At 46.4% G+C, this 25,980-nt stretch carries 19 protein-coding genes; 7 read left to right on the plus strand and 12 right to left on the minus strand.

All coding sequences use genetic code 11. The features are described 5' to 3' along the window. Positions 1 to 170 precede the first annotated feature (170 nt). Together QUB33_RS22080 and QUB33_RS22085 are read right to left on the minus strand one after the other, a co-directional pair. Entirely contained in the window at positions 171 to 392 is a 222-nt protein-coding gene (locus QUB33_RS22080; protein ID WP_333354267.1) for a hypothetical protein, read from the minus strand. Continuing rightward, on the minus strand, positions 389 to 2,158 hold the full coding sequence (locus tag QUB33_RS22085) for a S8 family peptidase (RefSeq protein WP_333354334.1): 1,770 nt from the start codon (positions 2,156 to 2,158) through the stop codon (positions 389 to 391). The genes QUB33_RS22080 and QUB33_RS22085 overlap by 4 nt, the downstream gene beginning before the upstream one ends. A gap of 255 nt (positions 2,159 to 2,413) precedes the next feature. Here QUB33_RS22085 and QUB33_RS22090 point away from each other — a divergent pair, with 255 nt between their 5' ends. The 3 genes from QUB33_RS22090 to QUB33_RS22100 all read left to right on the plus strand — a co-directional run bounded on the left by QUB33_RS22090 (position 2,414) and on the right by QUB33_RS22100 (position 7,820). Beyond that, the gene (locus QUB33_RS22090; RefSeq protein WP_333354270.1) at positions 2,414 to 2,830 is read left to right on the plus strand and encodes a hypothetical protein; all 417 of its coding nucleotides are present in this window, start codon (positions 2,414 to 2,416) and stop codon (positions 2,828 to 2,830) included. 427 nt (positions 2,831 to 3,257) lie between these two features. Continuing rightward, positions 3,258 to 4,955, plus strand: coding sequence for a pentapeptide repeat-containing protein (locus QUB33_RS22095; RefSeq protein WP_333354273.1), 1,698 nt, complete (start codon positions 3,258 to 3,260; stop codon positions 4,953 to 4,955). 492 nt (positions 4,956 to 5,447) lie between these two features. Continuing rightward, positions 5,448 to 7,820 (plus strand): S8 family serine peptidase, encoded by a 2,373-nt coding sequence (locus QUB33_RS22100; protein ID WP_333354277.1) that lies wholly within the window; start codon positions 5,448 to 5,450, stop codon positions 7,818 to 7,820. Between the two features lie 163 nt (positions 7,821 to 7,983). Here QUB33_RS22100 and QUB33_RS22105 read toward each other — a convergent pair whose 3' ends face one another. The 8 genes from QUB33_RS22105 to QUB33_RS22140 all read right to left on the minus strand — a co-directional run bounded on the left by QUB33_RS22105 (position 7,984) and on the right by QUB33_RS22140 (position 18,083). Beyond that, positions 7,984 to 8,184 carry a hypothetical protein gene (locus tag QUB33_RS22105; protein WP_333354281.1) on the minus strand — a complete coding sequence of 67 codons (201 nt, stop codon included), beginning with the start codon at positions 8,182 to 8,184 and terminating at the stop codon, positions 7,984 to 7,986. Between the two features lie 41 nt (positions 8,185 to 8,225). Then, complete coding sequence (locus QUB33_RS22110; RefSeq protein ID WP_333354284.1) at positions 8,226 to 9,308, minus strand: patatin-like phospholipase family protein; 1,083 nt, start codon at positions 9,306 to 9,308, stop codon at positions 8,226 to 8,228. 230 nt (positions 9,309 to 9,538) lie between these two features. Then, complete coding sequence (locus tag QUB33_RS22115; protein ID WP_333354287.1) at positions 9,539 to 10,069, minus strand: peptidoglycan-binding protein; 531 nt, start codon at positions 10,067 to 10,069, stop codon at positions 9,539 to 9,541. Between the two features lie 300 nt (positions 10,070 to 10,369). Further along, a complete protein-coding gene (locus QUB33_RS22120) occupies positions 10,370 to 12,463 on the minus strand; it encodes a HEAT repeat domain-containing protein (RefSeq protein ID WP_333354290.1) in 2,094 nt (697 codons plus the stop codon). A gap of 217 nt (positions 12,464 to 12,680) precedes the next feature. Continuing rightward, positions 12,681 to 13,040, minus strand: coding sequence for a nitrite reductase small subunit NirD (nirD, locus tag QUB33_RS22125; protein WP_333354293.1), 360 nt, complete (start codon positions 13,038 to 13,040; stop codon positions 12,681 to 12,683). 211 nt (positions 13,041 to 13,251) lie between these two features. Next, on the minus strand, positions 13,252 to 15,816 hold the full coding sequence (nirB, locus tag QUB33_RS22130; RefSeq protein ID WP_333354296.1) for a nitrite reductase large subunit NirB: 2,565 nt from the start codon (positions 15,814 to 15,816) through the stop codon (positions 13,252 to 13,254). A 295-nt stretch (positions 15,817 to 16,111) separates the two neighbouring features. Next, positions 16,112 to 16,900, minus strand: coding sequence for an ABC-2 family transporter protein (locus tag QUB33_RS22135; protein WP_333217685.1), 789 nt, complete (start codon positions 16,898 to 16,900; stop codon positions 16,112 to 16,114). Positions 16,901 to 17,102: 202 nt separating this feature from the next. Beyond that, on the minus strand, positions 17,103 to 18,083 hold the full coding sequence (locus QUB33_RS22140; protein WP_190663456.1) for an ABC transporter ATP-binding protein: 981 nt from the start codon (positions 18,081 to 18,083) through the stop codon (positions 17,103 to 17,105). Positions 18,084 to 18,281: 198 nt separating this feature from the next. On the opposite strand from QUB33_RS22140, the gene QUB33_RS22145 reads away from it, so the two are divergent. Next, on the plus strand, positions 18,282 to 19,091 hold the full coding sequence (locus tag QUB33_RS22145; protein WP_333354300.1) for a calcium-binding protein: 810 nt from the start codon (positions 18,282 to 18,284) through the stop codon (positions 19,089 to 19,091). A 95-nt stretch (positions 19,092 to 19,186) separates the two neighbouring features. Here QUB33_RS22145 and QUB33_RS22150 read toward each other — a convergent pair whose 3' ends face one another. Further along, positions 19,187 to 19,987, minus strand: a complete 801-nt coding sequence (locus QUB33_RS22150; protein WP_333354304.1) for an SDR family oxidoreductase — start codon at positions 19,985 to 19,987, stop codon at positions 19,187 to 19,189. 421 nt (positions 19,988 to 20,408) lie between these two features. Between QUB33_RS22150 and QUB33_RS22155 the strand changes: the two genes are divergently transcribed. Both QUB33_RS22155 and QUB33_RS22160 read left to right on the plus strand, forming a co-directional pair. Beyond that, on the plus strand, positions 20,409 to 21,335 hold the full coding sequence (locus tag QUB33_RS22155; protein ID WP_333354307.1) for a DMT family transporter: 927 nt from the start codon (positions 20,409 to 20,411) through the stop codon (positions 21,333 to 21,335). Between the two features lie 163 nt (positions 21,336 to 21,498). Further along, positions 21,499 to 22,356, plus strand: a complete 858-nt coding sequence (locus QUB33_RS22160; protein WP_333354310.1) for an Hpt domain-containing protein — start codon at positions 21,499 to 21,501, stop codon at positions 22,354 to 22,356. A 123-nt stretch (positions 22,357 to 22,479) separates the two neighbouring features. On the opposite strand, the gene QUB33_RS22165 is transcribed toward QUB33_RS22160, so the two are convergent. Then, positions 22,480 to 22,869 carry a hypothetical protein gene (locus QUB33_RS22165; RefSeq protein ID WP_333354313.1) on the minus strand — a complete coding sequence of 130 codons (390 nt, stop codon included), beginning with the start codon at positions 22,867 to 22,869 and terminating at the stop codon, positions 22,480 to 22,482. A 485-nt stretch (positions 22,870 to 23,354) separates the two neighbouring features. Here QUB33_RS22165 and QUB33_RS22170 point away from each other — a divergent pair, with 485 nt between their 5' ends. Further along, positions 23,355 to 25,874: an ATP-binding protein gene (locus QUB33_RS22170; protein ID WP_333354317.1), complete on the plus strand. Its 2,520-nt coding sequence runs from the start codon at positions 23,355 to 23,357 to the stop codon at positions 25,872 to 25,874. Positions 25,875 to 25,980: the final 106 nt, after the last annotated feature.

The raw sequence follows: 25,980 nt of genomic DNA on the forward strand, positions 1-25,980 counted from the left end.
AGTTTTTGAGTAACAGCTTGCCGGATATTTAAAGGCAGCTACTTTTAGATGCGCTCGTTTTTTAGTCTAAACTCCAGTAACTTGTTACCAATGGATGCACCCTGATTAATAAACCCCAGCCAATTTTGGCCGGGGTTTTTTTTGCTCGAAAGCTGGATTAGTCGATCGACCTACAACACCTCAAAAGACTGCACCTCAAGAACCGGGCCGATCATAGCAAAAGTCATCACATCCTTACGCACTTCACCTTTAACACTGACTTTCAAACCAGCTTTTTTCAAATCAGAAGGAGCATCCTTAAGTTCGTAAGTTTCCCCATCTTCGCCGACCAAAGCCCAAGTACCGGGACCCAATCCTTTGCGTTCAATTACACCTTTGACAGTAATACTCATGCCGATCGCACCTCTGTTTTAATTGCTAAACGTGCCAGTCCGAAACACAGTAAAGCATTGACAATCAAGAATGTTTGTGATAACAAACCTGTGCCCAATCCCCAGACTGCGGGCGACAGGAAAGCATTCACCGCTAAACTGCTGGCAAAACCGATCGAAATTGCGATCGCGATCCACTTCCACTGTTGATGTCCCAACAGCAAAGCAATCAAAATCCCAGGAATCAAAACGCTAGCAAAAAAGGGATTCAGCATACTGCTGCCATTAATTGCACCGCCGAGTTCGGGAATAGAACTGCCCATCACCCGCAGCGGCCACTGCGGCAAGTCAAATACAAACAAGTTCCGCAGGAAAAAGAACCCAGAACTACCAGCCATCAAGCCGCCGGAAAAGCCCCAAGTCCACTGGAACGGAAAATAATTCCGCAAAAAGAAAGCCAGCAGGTAAGAACCGAGCACCATTGCAATTTTAGGCAACAGGGCGACTGCACCGCCGTCAATCCAAAAGCGGGGGTTGAGATACCCGTTATCGCGCAGCCAGCGGAAGAAATCGCGGAAGTTGATTTGTCCGCGCTGGGCTAGCTGAACTGCTGCGGCTGCGTCTAGGTGTCCTGAACCAAAATGGTTTAACGGATCTTCAGTGACAGTTCGCGAGGACTGCAAGAGTACGCTGCGAATTTCGTCTGGTTCTGTGATGCCGGAAGCCTTGACAAGGGCTGCAACGGCGGCAACGTGGGGAGAAGCCATGCTAGTGCCTTGGTAGCCTTCAAAGACTTCGGCGCCGGTTTCCGGGTCGATCGTACTTTGCAGGATTTTGCCCATTTCAGAACCGCCGGGGGCTGCAATGTCAACCCCTGCGCCGAAATTGGAGTAAGGGGCTTTTTCGTCGTCGGGGCCGAGGGCGGAAACGCCGATGACGTGGGGATAGCGGGCGGGATAGGAAGCGGAACTGTCGCCGGAGTTGCCGGCGGCTGCGATAATGACAACGCCTTTAGAGTGGGCGTAGTCGATCGCCTCTTCCATTAACTGACTTTCGCCACCGCCGCCGAGACTCATGTTAATCACGTCGGCGCCGTTGTCAGCAGCAAATTTGATCGCTTCAGCGATGTCGGAAACCGTGCCGCCACCGCTGCCGCTTAACACTTTTAGCGGCATTAAAGCTGCTTCGTAGGCGATGCCCGCAACGCCGTAATTGTTGTTAGTTGATTGGGCGACTGTACCGGCGACGTGAGTACCGTGGCCGTTGTCATCGTAGGCTTCGGCACGATCGTTTACAAAGTCGTAGCCCGGTACAAATTTGGTTTCTTTTAAGTCAGCGACTGGAGTAATGCCCGTATCAATTATCGCTACTGTTGTGCCGCTGCCTTTGGTTTCGTTCCAGGCAGATTCTACGTTGATACTGCGGAGATTCCACTGCTTGGTATACATGGGGTCGTTGGGAATCTCGAAAGCGCTGTAGACGTAGTTCGGTTCAATGTATTCGGTATCTTTAGCCAAATTTGATTTTCTCAGGGCGTTTAGCAAAGTGCGATCGCCCTTAACTACATATACATTGTCGCCTGCTGAGAATTCGCTGTTGAGTTGCGGTGCGACTTGGTACTGTTGGGCGATCGCATTTACTTCTTTCGCAATCTCAGCAGCACCCAAATCTTCGCGGAAATCAAGCACAATCGAGTCGTAAGTGCCTTGAGTAGCAAGTCCTGGGAAATTTGAAATCGCCCAGCCGAGCCCGATTAAAAATAAGCACAGAAGGAAAAACTTTTTCATTGCCGATCGTCCGTTTAGGGAAGGCGTGTTCACCACAATAACCCAATTTTCACCGCCAGCGCCAGTTTTCCTTGCTGTGGCTTGTGGATATCTCGCACGCGGGCGTTTGGTATTTTTCGGCTGTGGCTCTTGCTCGATCAAAAATTGCTCTAATTTCTAGTTGAAATTGCAGAGCAAGTTTTAGGAGTTCAATTAATTGTATCATTAGAGAAGATGTGAAACAGAACAAGCGAGTATTTTCAACAAGGGTATTGCATGGAAAGAGGTTTAATGTGGCTGCCGCTGCTGGCAATTTTTATTTCTCTAGCTTGGGCTGGATGGAACGAGTATCAAAAGCTGGAAGCGTATCGCGTCTGGGCAGAACAATTCGCTAAATCCAAGTACGATATTTATGCTGTACTCGGTCAGCAAGAAGACAGTTTAACGTGGGGAAAACCTACTCGCAGCGGGCCGGTAAATTTGCAAACTTTTTCTTTAAAAGACGTGGAGTCGCTGCGGTTGTTAGTCAACTCTCAGGCAGTTGATTTAGAGTCACCGCCGAATTCGGGAAGTCCAATCGCCCTCGAATTTTTGTTGAAAGATGCTGCTGCGGTGCAGGTTCCTTTTACAGAAATTCCTCTAGCGACTAAATGGGGAAAACACTTGCAGCAAGAATTGCAGCGCTTTAGGTAAAAACACTCTCCGGCGCGGCAGCGTATAGGGAGCATCTCAATGAAAGCAACCAAGCTAGAAATGGGAGTTTTGAGGCAGGGGACAGGAGGCAAGAGGCAGAAGGAAACAGGAAGAAGGAAGGAGCCAGAAGAAGTGTTTTTACAAATATGAGATACTCCCAGCGTATAAGAGGTTAACTCTGCTGCTTTAAGTTACAAAAGTCTGTAAAACTGGTAGTAGAAATAGAACTTACGCAACAAATCCTTTGAACTGCCATCTATAGGGGTAAAGTACCCACGGATCACCCGGAGGACATGAGTTATTGCGGTAAGTAGTAGGAGTAGTGTCCCCGTGCCTAGCCCGCTCGTGTTCCGTGCGTACCTTACAGTTAAAGTTATTGACCAGCGCGTCCTAAAACAGCTAAATTGCCAGCCCCCCAATCTGCGGAATGCAAACACAAGAATTTTTACAGCGCTATCAACAGGGAGAGCGCAACTTTGGTCACATTGACCTCAGCGGCGCTAGTTTAAGCGGTGTTAACCTGCGAGAAATAGACCTCACAGGTGCTAACTTGACCGGTGCTAATTTGAGCTGGTCTTTTTTGAGCAATGCCAAGTTGATAGGGGCGTGTTTGCGGCGCGCGGATCTCCGCAGTGCGGGGCTGGCTGGGGCGAACCTGAGCGGGGCAAATTTGAGCGGGGCAAATCTTACTAAAGCGGATTTGCGCCTTGCTTGTTTGGAAGCAGCAGAACTCAATTGGGCCGCGTTCCCCGAAGCGGATTTGGGCGGTGCTAATCTTCAAGGAGTTAAATCTGACCAAATTAATTTTGCCGGGGCTAAACTCGACGGCGCGAAGTTGATGGCGGCGGAATTGATGGAGGCCAATCTCAACCGCGCCAGTCTTGTTGGTGCTAATTTAACGGGCGCTAATTTGCGGGAAGCGCATTTAGTGGAAGCTAATTTGCGCTCGGCAATTTTAATGGGTGTAAATTTGATTGAATCTGACTTAAATGGCGCTCAAATGCGATCGGCAAATCTGACGGGCGCTGACTTGCACCGAGCTGTGCTGGCGGGGGCGGATTTGACTGAGGCGGTGCTGGATAACGCTGATTTGAGTCGAGCTAATCTGGCGGGTTCTTATTTATTGAAAGCGAGTTTTAAGAAGGCACTTTTGCTGCGAGCTAACCTGCAAGGAGTGTATTTGCTGCGGGCGGATTTGAGCGAAGCTAATTTGCGAAGTGCTGATTTGCGGAAAGCTGATTTGAGCGGCGCTTATTTGATGGATGCGATGTTGGGTGAGGCGGATTTAAGAGAAGCTTGTTTGATTGAGTGCCGTTTGATTCGGACGAATTTGGAGGGGGCGCAGCTTACGGGTTGCTGCATTCAAAATTGGCAAGTTCAAGATGTCGATCTGTCGAGAGTTGACTGCAGCTATGTTTTTACGGAGTTTGATTATACTGCGAAAGTTGCGGCCAATCGCTTTCCGGTCGATCGCGATTTTGAGTCGGGGGAATTGGGGCGGCAGCATCAAGAGGACAGTTCTATTGTGAAGGTGTTTTTTGAGGAAGCTCCTAATTGGGAAGCTTTGGTTTTTACGCTGCGTCGCGTGGAGTTGGAAAGCCGCGAACTCAAATTGAATGTTCAATTTTTTGAGTCTGCAGGAGAACAAAATTTACTGAGGCTGAGCGCGAACCGTTTGGTGAATGGCAAGATTTTGGGCGATCGCATTTTGGAGCTTTATCCAGATATGTTGGAAAAGGTTTTAGCCAAGGGCGCTGAAATTTTGAGTTTGCTCGACTTGGCTGTTCCTAGTAACAATGCGGAGCCGAGTCACAAGGAAATATTGCTCAGAAGACAGGAAATCTACCAGCGGATGGTGCGCCAAATTTCGTTTATTTTGATGTCTCAGACGCCGGATAAATTCTCTGAAAGCGTGCAGCGGCTGTTGGATTATTTGAAGCAGCAAGGTATCCCGACAGAGCAGATTCAAAAGAAAGTCATCAGTCAGGCGATCGTGCAGCGGGCGAAGCAAGACCCGGCTTTTCGGGAACAGTTGCTAGCGTGGGAGAAAACGGCGTCCGATCGCGTTCGTGGTTCGATGATGGGGGAAGCGGTCCGGTATGCGATCGCCCTTTTATCAGAATAAATCGATATGTGCGATCATCGGTACTGGGAGATGTTCGCACGGTTTCTGGGAGTTGCTGATTTACGGTATGAAATGCTAAATATGCAACTCATATAAACCTTTACACACAAAGCTTCCGGATTTTTCACTTATTTTTTTCATACCTTGATTAAGCAATGCGTTTGTGTTATATCCTATGCGTTCTGTTGCATTGACAGCAGATTCCTTCGTCCAGAAATCACCAGGCTGGCGATCGCAAGCTCGATCGAGCCAGGAAGAGGAACATAATCTTCTTTGACTATTGCAGGACTGACGCCATTATCATAATTAGTAAGGTGCCTCAGATATCGAAACCCTCAATAACCGTTCCAGCAATTCATCTGACCCACCCTAAAATTTGATTTTAGTGTGCCAGTTGGGTAACTCCTGTATTGTTAAAAAACGTTGCAATTTCATGATTATTTTTTTCTCATTATTAAAATATATTTTTAATCTGACCAGGAGCATCTAGTTGTGAATAGTTCCAGCAATGACGGTAACTTTTTCGATCTAACTCCCAATTCTGATTACTTCAGGCTAACCCCAGGACTTTTAAATCCCTTCACCAGAGGACTGCGGGCTTTAGAAGGTAATGATATTGTGATTGGTTCGGCCTCTCCAGAATTGATCGATGGCGGTGGCGGTGAGGATTTGCTGTTCGGGGATGTCGGTAACGATGCCCTCATCGGAGGTCAAGGAAATGACTTGTTGCGCGGCGGTCAAGGCAGCGACCTACTTAGAGGTGATGAGGGCGATGACATTTTGGCTGGCGACTTGGATGGAGACACGCTAGTTGGTGGTAGTGGCAATGATGGGTTTGTACTCCGAAGCGATCTAAATGCAGCAGCAGTAGATTGGATCGCTGACTTCGACCCTAGATTTGACGGCATTGGATTAACTGACAATCTCAGCGAAGCTGACCTAAATCTAGAACCCTCGGCAGGGGGAACTTTAATTAGGATTCAAGCTAATAACAGGATATTGGGAGAAGTGGCGGACGTTTCGCCAGCAGAACTCCAGAATCGTTTTTTCCCTGCCGATTTCGTCTTAGATGACAACCTTAACAGACCAATAAATCTCGATGTCCTGAAAAATCCAATTCAGTCGCTCAAGGACTTCGTAGGTGAAGGGGACTTACGAGATATTTACACTTTCACCACTACTAACACAACGAGCAGTATTCAATTGCAACTCAGCGGTTTGAATGGGGACGCTAATTTATTCTTGGTGAGGGATGCTAATCTTGATGGTCAACTGAGTCCAGACGAAATCCTCTCTGTCTCTGCCTCCCGCAATCCTGGAACTCAGTCAGAAGTCATTGAAAGTCGCTTTTTTGTACCCAGCAGATACTTTGTCTACGTTCAACAAGCTGTTCGGGGAGCTAACACCGACTACAACCTGGATATCAATGTCCAGCCAATTCAGTTCGAGCTGAACCAAGCTATTCCTATTGGCACATTCAGCATCGGAGTCAAGGGTTCATTGGACGGCGTTGTTGAGGAAAAACAACCTGCGAAACTTTACAAATTTGATCTCCCACAGCCCAGCAACCTTCAAGTCAACTTGCGGGGAATATATCCAGGTACAGATGCAGATTTAGTGCTGTTTCAGGATGTTAACAACAACAATAAGGTTGATTTTGGTGAAATTCTTGGCGTTCCTCAACAGCAAGGCAACAATCCAGAGGAAATTTTCTTTAGAGGTTTGTCAGCAGGTAGTTATTTCCTCGGAGTCAATGGTTTTGCAGGCAACACGCCCTACAACCTGAGCATTTTAGCTGCACCGGCAACAGATAAGTTCAACAGCTTGTTTGGCTACGGGCTGGTGGATGCAGCAGCGGCCGTTGCGGCTGCCACTGATAAACAGCAGTTGGATGCTGCTGACCCGCTCACCAGTGCAGCTAAGTTCAATAATATAGGGGACTTAAACCTGCTAAATGTTGCCCCAGCCTGGAAAGCAGGATACACGGGTAAAGGTGTTGTGGTTGCGGTACTGGATAGTGGCGTTGACTTGAGTCATCCCGATTTAACGAGCAATATCTGGCGGAATCCTAATGAAATTCCGGGGAATGGTATTGATGACGATCGCAACGGAGTTCCTGATGACGTAAATGGGTGGGATTTTGTGGATGGCGATGCCAATCCCTCCCCAGATTCAAATGATCAGCGTGGGTTTCACGGAACTCATGTAGCAGGAATCATAGGGGCCCAAAAAAATGGAATTGACATCACTTCTCTCAATAACACGCTGGAAATGAATGGGGTTGCTTATGATGCTCAGATTATGCCGATTAGGGTGGGAGGTTTGGAAGGATATCAGCCAGAGAATGTCGCTGCTGGCATTCGCTATGCGGTTGACAGTGGCGCAAATGTTATTAACATGAGTTTCGGTAAACGGTTTGCCGATCCCAAAGAGCGAGAAGCGCTAGAATATGCCAAGCAACGCGGAGTTTTTGTGGTAATGGCAGCGGGAAATGACAGGGATAAACTCAACCCAAGCGAACCAAGTTTTCCAGCATTTTATGCTTTCGACAATTTAGGAGTAGCTGTCGGAGCAGTAACAACTCCAGGTAAACAGGTAACAATTTTTTCCAATCCTGCTGGTTCGATAACAACCAATTTTGTGGTTGCTCCGGGCTATGAAGTCTTATCTACAGTTCCGATTACGCCGGCAAACGTAGATGGTTATAGGATATTGAACGGAACGTCTATGGCTGCTCCCTATGTTGCAGGTGTAGTTGCTCTAATGCTTCAGGCTAATCCAAACTTAACTCCTGACCAAATTTTGGAATTTCTGACGGCAACAGCAAAAGCTGAAGGAATTACCTCGGAAGTTCGTGAGACATAATTAAAAACTGTTGGGAAATTTCTTGAACCCCTGTTTCTTGGACAATCCTGGACGCAACATCACCACAGACGGGGCAACTACGGGGGATTGCCGCTACATTTCACGGGCTTGTGCAGAGGCTTTGCGTCGAGGACTGTTGGAGAAACTGGGGTATTGTTTTTGTTTACCAATCTTGGCTGTGCAGCCCGCTGCCCGCTAAGGCCCGGACTTGCTCGTCGGCGTCGGAAACTACAAGCGATCGCAACATTGGCACAACTCCCGAATTTTCGGGAACATTTGCTGTGGTGGGATAAAAGAGCTTCGGATTGCGATCGATGTTAGGTAATGGGGGAAGCGGTGTCCTGTTGTGGGAATGAATACACACAAAGTCTTACCCCATTAAAAATCTTCCAACCGTATATCGATTTAACTGTGCGGTAGATTAGGATATAGTTCAGTCTCCTCCTTCAAAAGCTTACACAACTCATCCAAATCTTTCTTACTGTGTTCAATCAGTTTTTCACCTCGCTTCTCTAGGTACTCAATATTACTGGGACTTGCGTTGTCGATTTGATCGTGACCATTATCGCTACTCAATTGAAGTTGAAAACGATAGTAGTTTCGATTATTTTCTTTATCTCCTTTAGTCACCATTAGCTGCTCGAGTTCATACGCAACCGATTCGCTTTGGCCATCTAGAACAACGTTAAGTAAGGGAATTGCCCATTTTATTTGACCCCAAGTTTTTGCTTCTTTATACTTATATTTCTTAGTTAGTGATCCCGTACCCAAAGAAACAACAAGGGTCTCAGTACGTTGTAGTTCTTCACCAGTCTTTTTCTTGTAAGAAATCATCGCCTCCATCATTGCAAGTGAGGAAGGATTATTTGCAAAAATTCCGCCGTCTACCAAAGCGTAATATCCCTCATCGGTATGATGTCCCGTTTCGAGTTGGTAGGGTGGAAAGAATGTCGGTGCAGCAGAAGTTGCCATTGCTGCTTCCCACATTTTGAATCCCGTACATACTTTCCGGCTATCAAAACTCTTGATTTGCTCTGCGTCCCGATTGCTTGTAAAAAAAATTGGTGCTCTGAGTTCGATATCATAGCTGGGGATGAAAATTTCTCGTAATGCCTCTTCAACCTTAGCTTCACCTAAAAGCTCCTTTAAAACTTGTTGCCTACCTTTTGGGTTGTGCTTGGGTTGTAGCAAATCATCAAAATCCAGTGGAACATACTCATTAAAAATCTTTTGTCCATATTTGCGATAGAAATTTACAAGTTCGGCAGCGGTATACTCTGGCTCACTATTGATGCTAGAGTCTGAGTTCTTTCTTGTTAAACCCAGTGCTAAAATTCCTCCTGTTGAAGTGCCTGCAATAAAATCAAACATTGTGGCTATGCGTTTTCCTGTGCGCTCTTCAATGTAGTTGAGAACGATCGCAGGAATAATACCCCGAATACCGCCACCATCAATTGAGAGAATTCTTCTCTTGAATTTAGTACCCATCACATTTACTCCTTTAGATATTGCTTAATTTGTCAAGATAAATGAAGCAAACTCATACAGCATCAAAATACCAACAACCAACGTCATCATATGGTTTCCGGTTGCCTCGGAATAAGAAAATCGAGTCAACAGTTAACACTCAACCATTGAGTTTTTGGCTCCCGACTAAACAGTCAACAGTCAACAATCATGAGGAGTGCAACCGGAATTGATATGAATCCAACCCGTTATTAGTGCGGTAACTTGCTGAGGGCGTGCCAAGTTCTATAGCCGACAATTCCATCTTGCGGTAAAGCCTTGCTCAGTTGCAATTGTCGCACTGCTACATCTGTCATCGCCCCGAAGAATCCGTCAATGGAGCCGAAATAGTATCCATTGATTTTCAAGACATTCTGAACAATTTTAACAGCATTACCAGAACTGCCCTTCATGACGACTGGCATATTCACAGGTGCACCAGAGTATATTGCTTCCCAAGTGATAGGGCCGACAATCCCATCTTCTTTTAAAAAGACGCGGTGTTGATAGCCTTTGACCGCGTTTTGAACTTGGACGCCGAAGATACCGTCAATCGGGCCGAAATAATATGCCCAATGATATAGAAGCTGTTGTAATTCCTTGACAGCTTGACCTGTTGAACCCATTTGTAAAGTGGGTTTATTTACTCCAGTGGTTTCAGCAAATGCCAGACTTGATTGAGCAGTAGTATCGGCGACGAGAGCCATAGTTTCATTGTTCAAGCTTCTTTCTTCGGTGTACATAATGTGGTTCCTCTCAACATTTAAGTTTTGGTGTTTGATATTTCAGGTATAACTGGTGGGATTTGTGGATGCACAGTCACTTTTTCGAGTGTCACTCATTTGAGTGTCACTCGTTTGAGTTAGTCCCAGTGTTAACTGTTAATATCTCTTCAGGTTGCGGCGGAATGAGATACTGAAAGAATGTTAAGAGTACAACGAAGACAAGTTATTCCTAAACGTCTAAAGTTGGAGCCTCCTCAAACTCCAGAAAGAAGAGCAGGCATGATTAATTTTCCGAGGTGTCTAAAGGATTGTTTCCACTTACCAGTCTTGGCTGCGTAGCCGGCGACCCGCTAAGGCGCGGATTTGCTCGTCGGCGTCGGAAACGGCAAGCGATCGCAACAAAGGCACAACTCCCGGATTTTCGGGATAATGTTCGATAATCGCTTCGAGCGCTGTAAATCGCGGATTGTAAGGAAAAGAACCGTTTTGATTGTCAACATCGCTCAAAGCTCGATCGCGCAAAAACTCAAACATTCCCGGCTCGTCTTTCCATCCCCGCATTAACTCTACCAGGGCGATCGCCCGCACCTGCGAATCTTCTTCTTTTTGAGCTCTACTTTTGAGCCACTCGAAAGTTTGAGACTGATTTGTCCGCCCCCGCGCTAACTTTTGCAAAGCGATTTGCCTGACAGCCGGACTCTCATCGCCCTCTGCTTTAGCCTCCAGCAGCATCCAAGTTTCAAGATTGTCTGGCCAGTTGTAAGCGAGTTCAAGCACCGCTGCTTGCCGCACCAGGGCTTCCCCAGAACCGAGCTCAATTTTCAGCCAAGACAAGGTTTCCGGGTCGTCGGGCCACCCCCGCACGATCGATCGCACCAGCACGCTCAGCAGGTGAGAATCATGCTCCAACTCTACCCGGCTTTTAAGGAAAGGCAGCGTCTCGCCCCGGTGAGACCAGCGTTTTGCGATCTCTTCCACCGCAGTTTCTCGGACGTTGAGGTGTCTGTCTGACTCGGCGAGATTTTGCAACCAGCCAAAGACTTCGAGACTTCCTGACGCCAGTGCGGCGACAGCCTCCACTACTACTTGCCGCACAGTCCAGTAATCCTCGGAATCAGCTATTTTTTTCAGCAGGGGCAGGGTTTCTGGGTGGTCGGGCCAACCTGCCGCTATCTGTTTTAGGGCTATTTCGCGCAGGTCGGCGTCGCGATCGCTCAATGCTATATTTTTCAAAAAAGTTAGAGTTTCGGAGTTCCCGGGCCAGCCAGAGGCAATTGCTTGCACTGCTGAGCGCCGGACGCTTGAACTCGCGTCGGACTCGGCTTTAGTCTTCAGCAGCAGGTAAATGCCTGGTTCGTCGGACCAGTGCGAGGCCAATTCTTCTAAGGCTGCTGTTCGCACTTCTTTGCTGCTGTCGGATTCGGCTAGGGTTTTCAGCAGCAGGCAAACGTCGGCTGCGGCGGGCCAGCCCGCTGCCAACTCCCGCACCGCTACGGTTCGCAGGATAGAACTTCCAGTCTCGGCAAGGTTTTTGAGCAGGGATGCCGTGCCTAAAAGGCTGTGCCAACCTCTGGCTATTTCTTGCCACGCAGCGACTCGCACTCCCAAATTTTCGTCGGATTCGGCGGCGGTTCTCAGCAGCAGCAAGGTATCTGTGCGATCGGGCCACTTAGAGGCCAACTGTTCGAGTGCTGCGGTGCGGACTGCGGGACTTTGATCGAACTGAGCCAGGGCACTCAGCAGCGGCAAGGTATCGCTCGTGTCTGCCCAACCACAAGCCATTTCTCGCACACAGGTCGATCGCACTGCCCAGCTTGGATCTGATTTGGCGAGGTTTTTGAGCATCAGGTAAATTTCTGGCTGGTCTGGCCAACCACGGGCTATTGCTTCGACTGCTGTGGCTCGGACTTCACCGCAGTCACTGGAGTGAGCGAGTATTTTCAGCCAAGGTAGGGTTTGTGGGTCGTTTTTCCAAGTTTGGGCGATCGCCGCGATCGATCGATTGCGAATTTGATAAGTTTCCTGCAATTCTTGAGCGCTTTGATAAAGAATCAGGAAACCCGTGCCGTATTGCGATAACTTTTTTAAAGCGTTTAACAGTTTTTTTTCGGTTTTTTTATTAACATCATTTTTCACTTTTAACAGGCATTGGGCTGCTAAAAACAAATTAATAAATTTTTCTTGTTGACCGTTTTGAGCTGTGAGATATTCTATAATTTCGCTCGCTGTTTCTTTGTCGAGCTTAGCTGCAATTTCTCTGAGGACTTCGTGCAAAGATTCGTCCCGCCAGTGCTGGCCGAAAACTTGTATGTTGAGCTCGCCCCAAGTCAGTTGACCGATTTTGAGTTGGGCATGGATTAACTCTGCTACAGTCTGAGGATTATTTTCGGAAACAAGTTTTTTTAACAACATACCGATACCCTGCCCCTGAAGTTTGTTTGCATTGACAATCCTCGCATCAGCTCCGATATTAGTTGAGATTTTTTTGAGCGAGCCTGAAGTATGGAACCAATCGACTCTATTTTATACGAAAAATACTGAGTCGGGAGGGCCCCAATGCAAAATCCGCCAGCACCCACAGGAATGTTAGGTGGTGGCGGATGGCGATCGAATAATTAAGCCGCTGAATCTAACTAACAGCTACTTGGACGCGATCGGCTACAACCCGAACCGCAAAAGTAGGAATCTTTACCGTTTCATCATCCAGACATTGCCCGGTGGTCAGACTAAAGTTTTGTTTGTAAATGGGAGAAGCAACTTTGAGAGTGCCGTTGCGATCGCCCACAAGTCCCCGCGACAAAACAAAAGCTTTGCTAAACGGGTCGTAATTGCTAAGCGCATAAACTTCATCTCCGTTTCCCACTCGGAAAATTGCCACTTGTTCGCCTTTAACTAAAGCGCAAACTCCAGTATAAGGGGCGATCGTATACAGAGAACACACATCTACCCAAGTAGTAACCGTATCCGAAACTTGTAATGATTGAACCATCTTCTTTTCCTGTTAATTTACTTTAATCTCGTTCCCAGTCTCCGGCTGGGAACGTAGGTTTCGAGGCTCTGCCTCGCCGAAGGAGGCTCTGGCTCACGGTTTTAGGAGGCAGAGCCTCCGGGACTTCATTCCCAGGTAGAGCCTGGGAACGAGATTAAGCGAGATTAAATCTTGCTCGCTCCCCTGATTCAAGGGGAGGGCTGGGGAGGGGTTATTCCGAAACTCCAACGAGAGCCTTTTCATGTTCGTTAGCAGGCCGCGTTTGTCCCCGTTCCGCAACACGAACAATACTCGGATCGGGCAAATCGGAATTCACAAAATGCTGGAACCGCTGCACCTTTTGTGGGTCTTCAATCGTCGTTTTCCACTCACATTGATAAGTATTCACTAAATGTTCCATCTGCGCTTCTAATTCAGCACAAATGCCCAGAGAATCCTCAATTATCACCTGTTTCAAGTATTCAATCCCGCCCTCAAGTTTGTTCAACCAAGTAGCAGTGCGTTCCAATCTGTCGGCCGTGCGGATGTAGAAAACCAAGAATCGATCGATATACTTAATCAGCGTTTCCTTATCGATATCCGTCGCCAGCAAAACCGCGTGTTGTGGCTTAATGCCGCCATTGCCGCACACGTACAAATTCCAACCATTCTCTGTCGCAATTATCCCAAAATCCTTGCTTTGAGCTTCCGCGCATTCGCGAGTGCAACCAGAGACAGCAGATTTGAGCTTGTGGGGCGATCGCAAACCGCGATACCGCAATTCAACCTCGATCGCCAAACTCGTTGAATCCTGCACCCCAAAGCGGCACCAAGTGCTGCCAACACAAGATTTTACAGTACGCAGAGCCTTACCGTAAGCGTGTCCCGACTCAAATCCCGCATCAATCAACCTACGCCAAATATGCGGCAATTGATCCACGCGAGCTCCAAACAAATCAATCCGTTGCCCGCCAGTAATCTTAGTATAAAGCCCAAAATCCCTGGCAACTTCACCCAAAACAATCAACTTATCGGGAGTGATTTCTCCCCCCGGTATTCGCGGCACCACCGAATAAGTACCGTCGCGCTGAATGTTTGCCAAAAAGTAATCGTTCGTATCTTGCAAACCGACGTGAGACTTCTCTAGAATATGGTCATTCCAAGTAGAAGCGAGCATCGAGCCAACAGCAGGCTTGCAAATTTCGCAACCCTTACCTTTGCCGTGTTTTTCAATCAACTCCTCAAAGGTTTTAATCTCTTGAGAGCGCACTAAATGGTACAATTCTTGACGAGAATATTCAAAATGTTCGCAAAGATTATTTTTGACGGCAAACCCAGCTTTCTTCATCTCCGCCTTGAAAATATCCGTCACCAAAGGCACGCACCCACCGCAGCCAGTCCCAGCTTGAGTGCATTTCTTGACGCTGGCAACATCCGTTAAATTGCGATCGCGAATAGCTTCACAAATCTGCCCTTTGGTAACATTATTGCAAGAACAAATTTGAGCCGAATCCGGCAAACTGTCTACTCCAAAACCCGCCGGGACTCCCCCTTCTCGCGGTGGCATTAACAAATCTTCGGGATGCGGCGGCAGAGCAATTTCATTTTGCATGAATTGCAGCAAAGTGCCGTAAGCCGAAGCATCTCCTACGAGAATTCCGCCTAAAATCCGGCTGCCGTCTTGATTTAAAACTAATTTTTTGTAAATGCCTTGGAAGGTGTCAGCGACAACAATTTCTTTAGCATCGGCCGACTTGGGAAAAGGATCTCCAAAACTAGCGACATCCACCCCCAATAATTTGAGTTTAGTGGACATATCCGCGCCTGTAAAAGTGCTTGTGGAACGGGCATCTTGCCCGTCATCCGCTACACGGCTCAAAATATCTGCTGCTACGCTTGCCATTGTATACCCAGGCGCAACTAAGCCGTAGATGCGATTTTGATACAGGGCGCATTCTCCGATCGCATAAATGTCAGGATCGGAGGTTTGGCAACTATCATTAATCACAATGCCACCGCGTTCTCCTACTTCTATACCGCAACTTCTGGCAATTTCGTCGCGGGGGCGAATGCCAGCAGAAAACACAATCATATCTGTTGCCAATTCCGAACCGTCAGCAAACAGCATTTTAGTAACTTTGCCATCTTCGCTGACAATTTCTGTGGTAGATTTGCTGGTATGAACCGAAACCCCCAACTCTTCTATTTTGCTGCGGAGAATTGCACCGCCAATTTCGTCAACTTGCACGGGCATCAGCCGCGATGCAAACTCAACTACGTGAGTTTTTAAGCCCATATTTTGGAGCGCGTTTGCACATTCTAGACCTAACAAACCGCCGCCGATTACTACGCCGATTTTGCAATTTTGAGCGTAATCTGACATCGCCTCCAGGTCGTCAATTGTCCGGTAAACAAAAGTTCCTGTAGCGTCTTTGCCTTTAATTGATGGCACAAATGGATAGGAACCGGTCGCGAGAACAATTTTGTCGTAGGGAACTTCTAAACCGTTGGCTGAAGAGACTATTTTGTGTTCCCGGTTAATGGCGACTGCTTTGTCGCCGATGTAAATTTGGATGCCGTTTTCTTGATAAAATCCCGGTGCAACTAAAGATAAATCTCCCGCTGTTTTGCCAGAGAAAAATCCGCTGAGGTTTACGCGATCGTAAGCAACGCGCGGTTCTTCACAAAAAGTAATTAAATTCCAGTGTTTGGCAGCATCCGAGCTGACCATTAACTCTAGGAACTTGTGACCTACCATGCCATTGCCGATTACAATGAGGTTTTTTTTGGCTGTCATTAGAATCTCTTTTATCCCGTTTATCAGTCGTTGGGTTAATTAATATAAGACTTTTTTATAAACTTTTGTACTTATATATACAAAAAATGGAGGTTTATGCAATTGTCGAATAGTCCCGATTGCATTTTTGCATGATGTGTGCGATCGACTTAAGTAGGTGCGTCAGTGGATTTTAGATTTTAGATTTTAGATTTACTTCACAGTTAAGAATGGTGCGTCAGCTAAGTGTTTTTGACAAAACGATTAACATTTTTACTGTGACGCACCTTACAGTTTTCTAATTTTTAATTATTATTTAAGCTCCCATGCTCGAATACTGCTTCAAGCCCTGCCGCCAAAGCCAGCGATTCCACACAAAAAACACCGCACTCCAACCCAACATTACCAACAAACTGCGGCCTACATCTACGGGCAATCCGATCAAGATTGAAGCGGGAAAATGGATCAAATAAGGAAAAGGGGTCCACAAAACTACTTCGCGCACGGGTGCGGGAAACACTTCTAACGGCGCGGTAATTCCCGATAAAAACAGGTAAATTAAAGACCAGAATTGCTCGATCGCACTTGCCCTTTCCAGCCAAAAAGCAAACAGCGCAAAAGTATACTGTATCAGAAACCGCAAACAAAAAGTCAAGACGATAACCAACAAAAATAGCAAAAACCTGCCCAAACTCGGCAGCCAAAAAGACTGCGGGTAAATTGCAAAAAATAGCAGCACTAATCCGAATACAAAGGGCAGCCTTGCAAACCTTTCGGAAACGTGAGATACGAAGTGGTGCCATACGGGATCGAGAGGCTGCAACAATCTATTAGATAGCTTGCCTTGCACTACTTCCTTTTCAAACTCCCAAATTACCCAAACTACATTTACTTGCCTGACAATGAAAGTGGCTAAAAAATAACGGGCAAAGTCGAGGGAATTCAGCCCAAATTGACCAGTCTTGGCCGCCTGCACCCAAACACCCATCAAGATAAATGGCAAAGCTCCTGACAGGGCCCACAAAAACAATTCTGCCCGGTATTCGAGCATATAAGCGTAGTAGGTAAATAACAAAGTTTTAGCAATTTTGATGGATTTTGTCATATCATTGTTAGATTTATTTTTTTAGTGTTAGCAACGGGCAAGATGCCCGTTCGACACAACATTGAAACTCTAGTGGAACAGGCATCTTGCCTGTGCAATTTTTCAGTGTTAGCAACGGGCAAGATGCCCGTTCCACACAACATTGAAACTTTAGTAAAACAGATATCTTGCCTGTTATGGAGAATGAACCCAGCCAAAAACATTACACTTTTCCCGTGCGGAAAACGCGACCGATTACCTCTTCAATGGGCGGGTCAGTAACAGTCAAATCTATCACTTCCAACTCCGCCAAAATCTTCGCCACGCTCACCGTCAGTTCTTCCCTTTTCACTAAAAAACGCACCGATTGTCCCTCAATAGATTCTACCTCCCCGTAAGCAAAAGCACTATCTTTTGCCAGCGGCTTAGCTAATTTTACCTGAACTTCCCGATAAGGTGCAAACCTGTCGAGCAATCCGTCTAAACTGCCATCATAAACTAATTGCCCTTCATGGATTAACAAAACGCGCTTGCACAAAGCAGTAATGTCCGCCATGTAATGGCTCGTCAACAGCACCGTTGCTTGATAGCGCTCGTTATATTCTCGCAGAAATTGCCTGACGCTAAACTGTGCGTTTATATCCAAACCTAAAGTCGGTTCATCTAAAAATAATACTTCCGGCTGGTGCAGCAGCGCCGCCATCAATTCAGCTTTCATGCGTTCGCCTAAAGAAAGCTTTCGTACTGCCTGATTTAACTTGCCTTCTAGTGACAGCATCTCTGTCAATTCTCCGACTCGCCGCCGATAATCTGTATCGGGGATGCCGTAGACAGCGGCATTGATTCGCAGAGAGTCAAGCACAGGTAAATCCCAAATTAACTGCTGTTTCTGGCCCATCACTAAGGTGATTCTTTGCAGAAAATCTGCTTCCCGACGAAAAGGAGTACGATCGCACACTCTCACAGTACCCGCAGACGGATAAATCAAACCCGTCAGCATTTTCAGCGTAGTAGTTTTGCCGGCACCGTTAGCACCTAGAAACCCCACGACTTCCCCCGGTTCAATACTGAAAGAAACGCCCTCAACAGCTTTGATATTGCGGTAAGTGCGACTAAAAAAGTGTCGCACTGTTCCTTTAAGTCCCGGTTCTTTAATCGCTACCGGATAAACTTTGCTCAAGTCTTCAACTAAGATAATTGGCATCGGCTCAAATTTTAACTTTTATTTTAATCAAGGGTATTTCCATCAGGCTTGTGCCAAGATGGAGCGATCGAGCTGTCTAGTAGGGTGCGCCAGCGATTGCTCGATCGCGAGTGAGAAAGTAACTGTGTTCTGGCAGACCCTACTAAGCTCTAGAATATTGCACAATATCCATGATCAAATCGCACAAAGTTTATAACTATGGTACTCACCCCAGATAATTCAGGCATCTCTCGTTTGGTAGGAGACAATTCTCCTGAAAATATTACACTTGCACCAGGACAACTTGCTAGTTTTCCTGGGGGACTTTGGATGGTGGGCGGCAATGATACTGTCAGGGGCTCGTCAGATGCAGAACGGATTTTCGGCAACGATGGTAAAGACAGTCTGTTAGGCGGTGTCGGCAATGATTCTATTTACGCCGGCAAAGATGATGACGATGTTTTGGGAGAAACTGGCGACGATTTCTTGACAGGAGATAGAAATAGCGATTTCCTTGACGGGGGTGCGGGAAATGATTTGCTGCGCGGTGGACAAGGTATTGATTTGTTAGTTGGCGGTGACGGTAATGATACTTTAATTGGCGACAGAGATGTGGATATTTACCAAGGTGGTGCAGGGAACGATGTCTTTGTTTTTCGAGTCGATCAAGCGGGAATCCGAGTAGTTGGCATTGAAGTTCCTGACGCGGTAATTGTGGATTTTGATAAGTCTAACGATTCGATTGGAATTAGTGTGGAATTTACCAGCAGCAATATCTCCTTGGAACAGGTAAATTATAGCTTAAACGATCCGAGACTGCTGCTGCTCAATCCTGCAACTATAGCCGGGGGAACGAGTTTGTTAGCCAAGGGCGGCATCTCGCAGCAAAGTCTCGATCCCGATGGCAACGGCCGTGTGGAAGCTACTAATATTAGATTCGGTTTTACTAATGCTTTGTTGGGTACTGTGTTGAATGTGACCCCAGCGGATTTAAACGGTCGTTTTATTAATGCTAGTTCTTTGCTTTGAAGCCGCTAATTGATTAATTATCTCTCAAGAACGGGCAAGATGCCCGTTCCACAAAAAAAACTAAGTTTTTGTGGAACAGGCATCTTACCTGTTCTTCAGTTGCGTTTTTCCATTGCCCACTGCATCAAACCGGGGAACAAACGATAAGCTTCCGATGCCAAAAAAGCGGGGCCGACGGTAACTTCTGCACGCTGATTTTGCACAGCATCCCAGATAGCTTTAGCAATATCTTCTGGCTGAGTTGCCCACTCAGATTTTAGCATTTGGCTCATTTTCTGGCGGCGCAATTCGACTCCGGGTTCGTCTCGATCGCGAAATTGAGCTCTTTCTAAAAAATCGCTGTTAATCAAGCCCGGATGCACGGCGCAAACGTGAATACCTTGAGGCCCTAATTCCAATCGCAAACTTTCTGTTAAACCGGTTACTGCATATTTGCTGGCACAATAAGCAGTCATTTGAGGCAAGGGCATTTTGCCACCAATGGAACCAACATTGACTATTGTCCCAGTTTTTCGTTCCAGAAAATGTGGCAAAATTTCTTGAATTGTGTTAACGCATCCCCAAAAATTGGTATTCATTAATTGCTGCCAGTCTTCGGAGGTAGTGTGCTCGATCGCCCCCGCGAGACAAATGCCAGCATTGTTAACTAAAACATCGATGTTGCCGCAGGCATCTAGGGCTTTTTGGACGATCGCCCGCACTTGGTGAATGTCGCCGACATCCCCCGGAATAGCTACAGCGGAAGTACCTTCTCGCTGCACTTGAGCCGCTGCTGCTGCCAATCTCTCTGGCTGGCGAGCTACCATCACTACATCGTAACCTTTACTTGCAAATAAAATTGCTGTTGCTTTGCCACTTCCTTGAGAAGCGCCTGTAATCAAAACTGTAGGAGCCATAGATAGTTATAAATTGTAATATCAATTCCGGCTGAACCGGAATGAGTGTTGACTGTTGACTGTTGACTGTTGACTGTTAACTGTTTGAATAATACCGATGCCACCGGAAACGAGATGATTCGGACTTGTTTGATGTTGAATTTTGTAGGGCGGGTTCGCAAACAATAATTGCCCGTAATATACAATTTCATAAACCCGCCCTGCCCCTACTATACATTAATATTTCTTGGATATGGGAATTTTTTAAGAATGGCGATCGGTTTTTTTTTTAACGAACCACGAAGACGCGAAGGACACGAAGGAAGAGAGGAGAAGAGAAGGGAAGAGAAAGTCTTCAGAAAGTGTTCAGCATTATGTGAAAATTGCTATATAAATTTTCCCAATGCCCAATGCCCAATGCCCAATGCCCAATGCCTAAAAAATGAATCTTCCGAAACAAGCACCTAATTGGTCGATCGCCCTAGTGTTAATTATCGGCGTTTTAGCCGTCTCAACTTCGTCAATCTTAATTCGTTTGGCTAACTTTTCAGCAGGGGCGGGCGGTTTGGGTTTCAGTCTGGTACTCGCGGCCTCTCGTCTGACTTTATCTGCTTTAATTCTGCTTCCGGCTTGGCGGAAAATTCAGTGGAACGCCCTGCAACAGGGAACTCGGCGCTATGCTGCTGCTGCGGGTTTGTGTCTCGCCCTGCACTTTGCCCTCTGGATTACCTCACTTTCTTATACTTCGATCGCCGCCTCGACTGCCCTCGTCACGACTAATCCTGTCTGGGTAGCGCTTTTGTCGCGCTTCTGGTTCGGCGAAAAACTCAGCAAAATGTCGATCGCCGGCATTACTATAGCCCTGACTGGGGGAATCGCGATCGCTCTGGGAAGTGCCGGCGCAGCCGATGCTGGCAGCAGCCAACTGTTGGGCGATTTCCTGGCTCTGGCTGGTTCCTGGGCTGTCAGCTTGTATTTGCTGCTGGGCCGGGAAGCTCAGCGGCGGGGACTGGGAATTGGTGGCTATATCGCGATCGCCTATACTGTTGCTGCGATCGTCCTGCTGCCTCTCCCCTTTGCCTTCGGCACTACTTATACTAATTACCCCGACATTGTATATTTTTATATTTTGTTAACGGCCGCTTTGCCTCAGTTAGTCGGCCACACCATTTTGAACTGGGCGGTAATGCAGATTTCCCCAACTCTGGTAACTCTTGCCATCTTGTTTGAACCGGTTGGGGCGAGTTGGTTGGGTTATTTGCTGTTTGGGGAAGTGCCGGCGCCGGCGGTACTCGCAGGTGCTGCGGTGCTGCTGTTGGGGGTAGCAACCGCTACCGTCGGAGCAAAAAAAATTACTGTCAACAGTTAAGAGTTAACAGTTTTCGACATTGCCACAACAGTTGCCGTGAGTCAGAATAAAACAAATTAGGGCTTAAAAACCCCAATAACTCATCAGTGAAATATCGATTCAAAACTATCAAAGGTCTGAGTAATGACTAATAATACTAGGCTGCCTTTAGGAGAATAAAATTATGCTGCCAGAACAACTACAGCGGATCATCGGCTACTTTATCGAAGAAACCACAGAACAGATCCAAATTATCGACCAAGGCTTGGAAGATCTGCAAAATACCGTGCCAGAGCCCCAAAGAATACACCAGCTCATCCGAGCCTCGCACTCGATTAAAGGGGGAGCAGCTATGCTCGGATTTAGCAGCATTCAGCGCATTGCTCATCGGTTGGAGGATTATTTAAAGCTGCTTAGAGAATGTCCGATCGCCATTGATAGCAGGCTACAATCGCTCTTAACCGAAGTTTTTGATATTTTAGCAGCCCTCGTGTCAAAGGTTTCTAAGGGTTTTGGGCTCAACCACGAAGACGCAAACCAAATGCTCTCCCTCGCCGAACCGATTTTTGACGAACTCGACGCTTACCTGAGAGTGCGAATTCCCACTCGCCTGACTGTGAGAGCTACTACGGACGAACATATTCACGTTTTCTCCGGTTACTGTACCTCCCTGAGCGAATTTTCCTCGGCTATTGCTTCGCGCGTCGGTTTGCTCGGAGGCACTATTACCCGCCACGATCAAGATAGCCAGGGCCTACGCCTTTGTATTGACATTTACCTACCGCCTTACACCAGGATCGAAAACATCCGCCAAGCTGTCGAACTCTCCGGCGCTATTATCGGGAATGTGCAGACGCAGCGCGACTTTTCGCTGCTGGCGACTGCGGATTATCCGGTTTACCAAAGTGCGATCGAACCTCCCGCAATTTGTATCGGATGCCGCTACTATTACGGCCGAAGCGATGGCGGGTACTTGCTCAACTGCACGATCCATCCCCGCGGCCCGGAAACCGAAGATTGTCGCGATCGGGAACCGGAATAAGCAGTAGAAAATCTGGACTCTGAGCCCCGATTTGCAACCAGGGAAAACTTTCTTCTGAAACCAATATTCTCCCTGACATCTTTGACATTACCCCGACCACATTATTTTTGAGTTCCTAGATAATTACATCCTTCTCTCCAAGATAACTAAATCCTTCTTCCTCTGGAGAGCTCCCCTAACAACTGATACTGCAACTCGAATTAATTGCATCATGCTTGCAGGATGAGCGATCGCCCAGACATTGATTGTCAGACAAGTGATTCCCATAACTAACAAGATGTATGTCGGAGGCATTACTACCCCGATCGCGAACCAGCTAAAAACGTGAAATATCATTGCTGTAGCCCAAAGGCTGGCGACAACCACAGACGCCCAAATTTGCATTCGAGGTCGGTTTAGTGCTGTCAAAATCACTGTCTGCAAAGTAGTCAGCAAGTTTGCCGGAACTAAAAAGGCACAGATAGCTATGCAGTAGGTATGAGAAAATTCAGTAACTGTATTGAAGTCGAGCATCAGTCTAATTGTCGGGCCTGTTGGATATACTTAAAGAGCTTAGCGTGACTTGACTTTCAGATCTTGTCACCCTTACTTTAACTTAATATTTCCGTAAGTAGGCCGCTCTGGAGACGCATTTCTCTCCCCCTTTTCCAGCAGGCAAAATTATACCACAAATATTAAAGTTTTGGGAAATTATTAAACATATTTGAAGAATGGCAAAAATTGCTCTGATAATTAACATCGGGAAGCGATAGTATAAAAGAGCCAAGTCGGTAAAATTTCTAGAAGGCTGAGGCTGGTCTAACAGCAACACATACTGCAGGCTGGTTTTCGACTAAATCATTTTTGGCTGAGTATCGGATGATTGATTCTCAGTGTCCGTCCAAGGAGCGAGCCGTTATGCGATCGAACACTATGAGATTATTATAAAAAAGCCAATTTGCTCTCAAATCTCAAATCATTAGAACCCTCTCCAAATTATACAGCGGAAGGCAAAGGAAATGGATCAACAAATCACAATTCCCGCACTCGAAGAAGTTGACTTGACAAACTGCGACAGAGAACCCATTCACCTATCGGGGCACATTCAGCCACACGGGGTGCTACTTGTTGTACGAGAACCTCAACTAGAAATAGTGCAAGCCAGCAAAAATACGCAAGATTTGTTAGGAATTGATGCAGAAAGTGCGATCGGTCAAAATTTAAGCTTATTATTCGATCAAATTCAACTAAAAAAGCTCAACACCTGTTTGCGGAAGGACAACTTAAAAACCGTCAATCCCATTAAACTCTCGGTCGAAATAGCAGGTAAATATTTAGAATTAGACTGCATTCTTCACCGAGAAGAAGAAGTTTTGATGGTCGAGTTAGAATTAGCCACAAGCCCAGAAAATCTTTCGGTTTTTAGCTTTTATCATTCAGTGAGAGCGACTGTCAGCAAAATTCAAAGCGCCCCGAATCTCAAGGAATTATGTCAACTAACTGTAGAAGAAATCAGGAAAATATCGGGGTTTGATAGAGTTATGGTCTATCAATTTGACCCCGAAGGCAACGGCGCTGTGATCGCTGAAGCTAAAGCAGAAAAGCTGAGTCCTTTCTTAGGATTAAACTACCCCAGCTCAGATATTCCCAAACAAGCCCGACAACTGTATTCGTTAAATTGGTTGAGGCTAATTCCAGATATTAATTATCAACCAGTCCCCCTTGTTTCAGGCAAGAATGCGGCTTCCATCCAGCCCCTAGACCTCAGTTTCACCGTGTTGAGAAGCGTTTCTCCCATTCACATAGAATACCTGCAGAATATGGGCGTTGCAGCTTCAATGTCAATTTCTTTAATCAAAGGCCAAAAGCTGTGGGGATTGATTGCTTGCCATAACTCTACACCAAAATACCTCAACTATGAATTGCGCGCCGCCTGCGAATTTATCGGGCAAGTAATGTCCTTAGAACTGCAATCAAAAGAAGGAAACGAAGACTACGACTACAAACTGCACTTAAAATCAATTCAAACTAAGATTTTTGAAGACATCTCCACGTCTGACAACTTGTCAGAAGTGTTAGTTAAATGTCAGCATAATTTGCTAGAAGCAGTCAACGCCCAGGGAGCCGCAATAGTATTTGGAGACAATTGCTATCGAGTGGGGCAAACACCTCAGGGAGAAGCGCTCCAATACTTAACTCAGTGGGTGCAAAATAACCTAAACAAAGAAATTTTTTATACAGACTCGCTGACCAAATGCTATCCAGAAGCGGAGGAATTTAAAGACACGGCTAGCGGGTGTTTGGCTATAGCAATATCACCAACTCAGAAAATATACGTTTTGTGGTTTCGCCCGGAAGTAATTAAGACCGTAAATTGGGCGGGCAACCCCAACAAACCAGTTGAAACCGATGAAAATGGCAACCCTCGACTGTCTCCTAGGAAATCCTTCGAGCTGTGGAAAGAAAATGTGAGGTATAAATCGTTGCCTTGGAAACAATGCGAAATAGACGCTGCATTGGAACTGAGAAAAGCAATGATTAATATAGTGCTTTGCCAAGTCGATAAACTAGAAAAATTAAATACAGCACTAGAAGCATCCGTCGCCAGAGAACGCGAAAAAACTGCTAATTTAAAAACCGCGATGTCCGAGCTTAAGCGGGCGCAAACTCAATTGGTGCAAAGCGAAAGAATGTCAAGTTTGGGACAGTTGGTGGCGGCGGTAGCTTATGAAGTCACTAACCCGATTAACTTCATCTACGGAAATCTTAGCTATGCTAACGAATACAGTCAAAAAATGATCGATTTGTTGCAGCTTTACGAGCAGCAATATCCGTCGCCTTCGCCAGAAATTCAAGCACAAATTGAAGCAGTAGAATTAGAGTTTATAGTTGAAGACTTACCGAAGTTGCTGGGTTCAATGAAAGTAGGAGCTAACCGCATCCGCGAGATAGTTCAGTCGCTGCGAAACTTCTCTAGAATTGACGAAGCAGACATTAAACCAGTTGACATTCACGACGGATTGGACAGCGCTTTGCTGATTTTGAGCAACCGACTCAAACCGAAACCCGATCGCCCAGCAATTCATCTTATCAAAGAATATGGCTCTCTGCCTTTGGTTGAGTGTTACGCAGTTCAAATCAACCAAGTATTTATGAATGTACTGACAAATGCAATTGATGCTCTCGAAGATGCCTTTGTCAACAATAATTTATCGTCGCACGGGGGCGAAGAAGAGTCACTCAAGTGCGGACAAATTCGGATTGTGACTGAACTTTGTCCCGGAGAAAAAGCCGTAGCAGTTCGGATCGAGGACAACGGTTGGGGCATGGAAGAAAAAGTTCGCCAGAAAATTTTTGAGCCGTTTTTTACCACAAAACAGGTGGGCAAAGGTGCGGGAATAGGTTTGGCGATTAGCCACGAAATTGCGGTAGAACAACACGGCGGCAAATTGACTTGCATTTCAGCCCCCGGAGAGGGAACCGAGTTGATTATTGAGATTCCCTTAAGCCAAACTCATCCGATACCCATTGTCAAGTAAACAAAGTCCGCGCTAGCGAAGCTATCCCGAATGGTAGCGAATCGCCCAAATTCAAAAATCGAAAATTCGATTAAAATACAAAAGCAGCTAAGTAGATTTGAGCCAA

This window comes from Microcoleus sp. B3-A4 (genome assembly GCF_036705385.1).
GTDB lineage: Bacteria > Cyanobacteriota > Cyanobacteriia > Cyanobacteriales > Microcoleaceae > Microcoleus.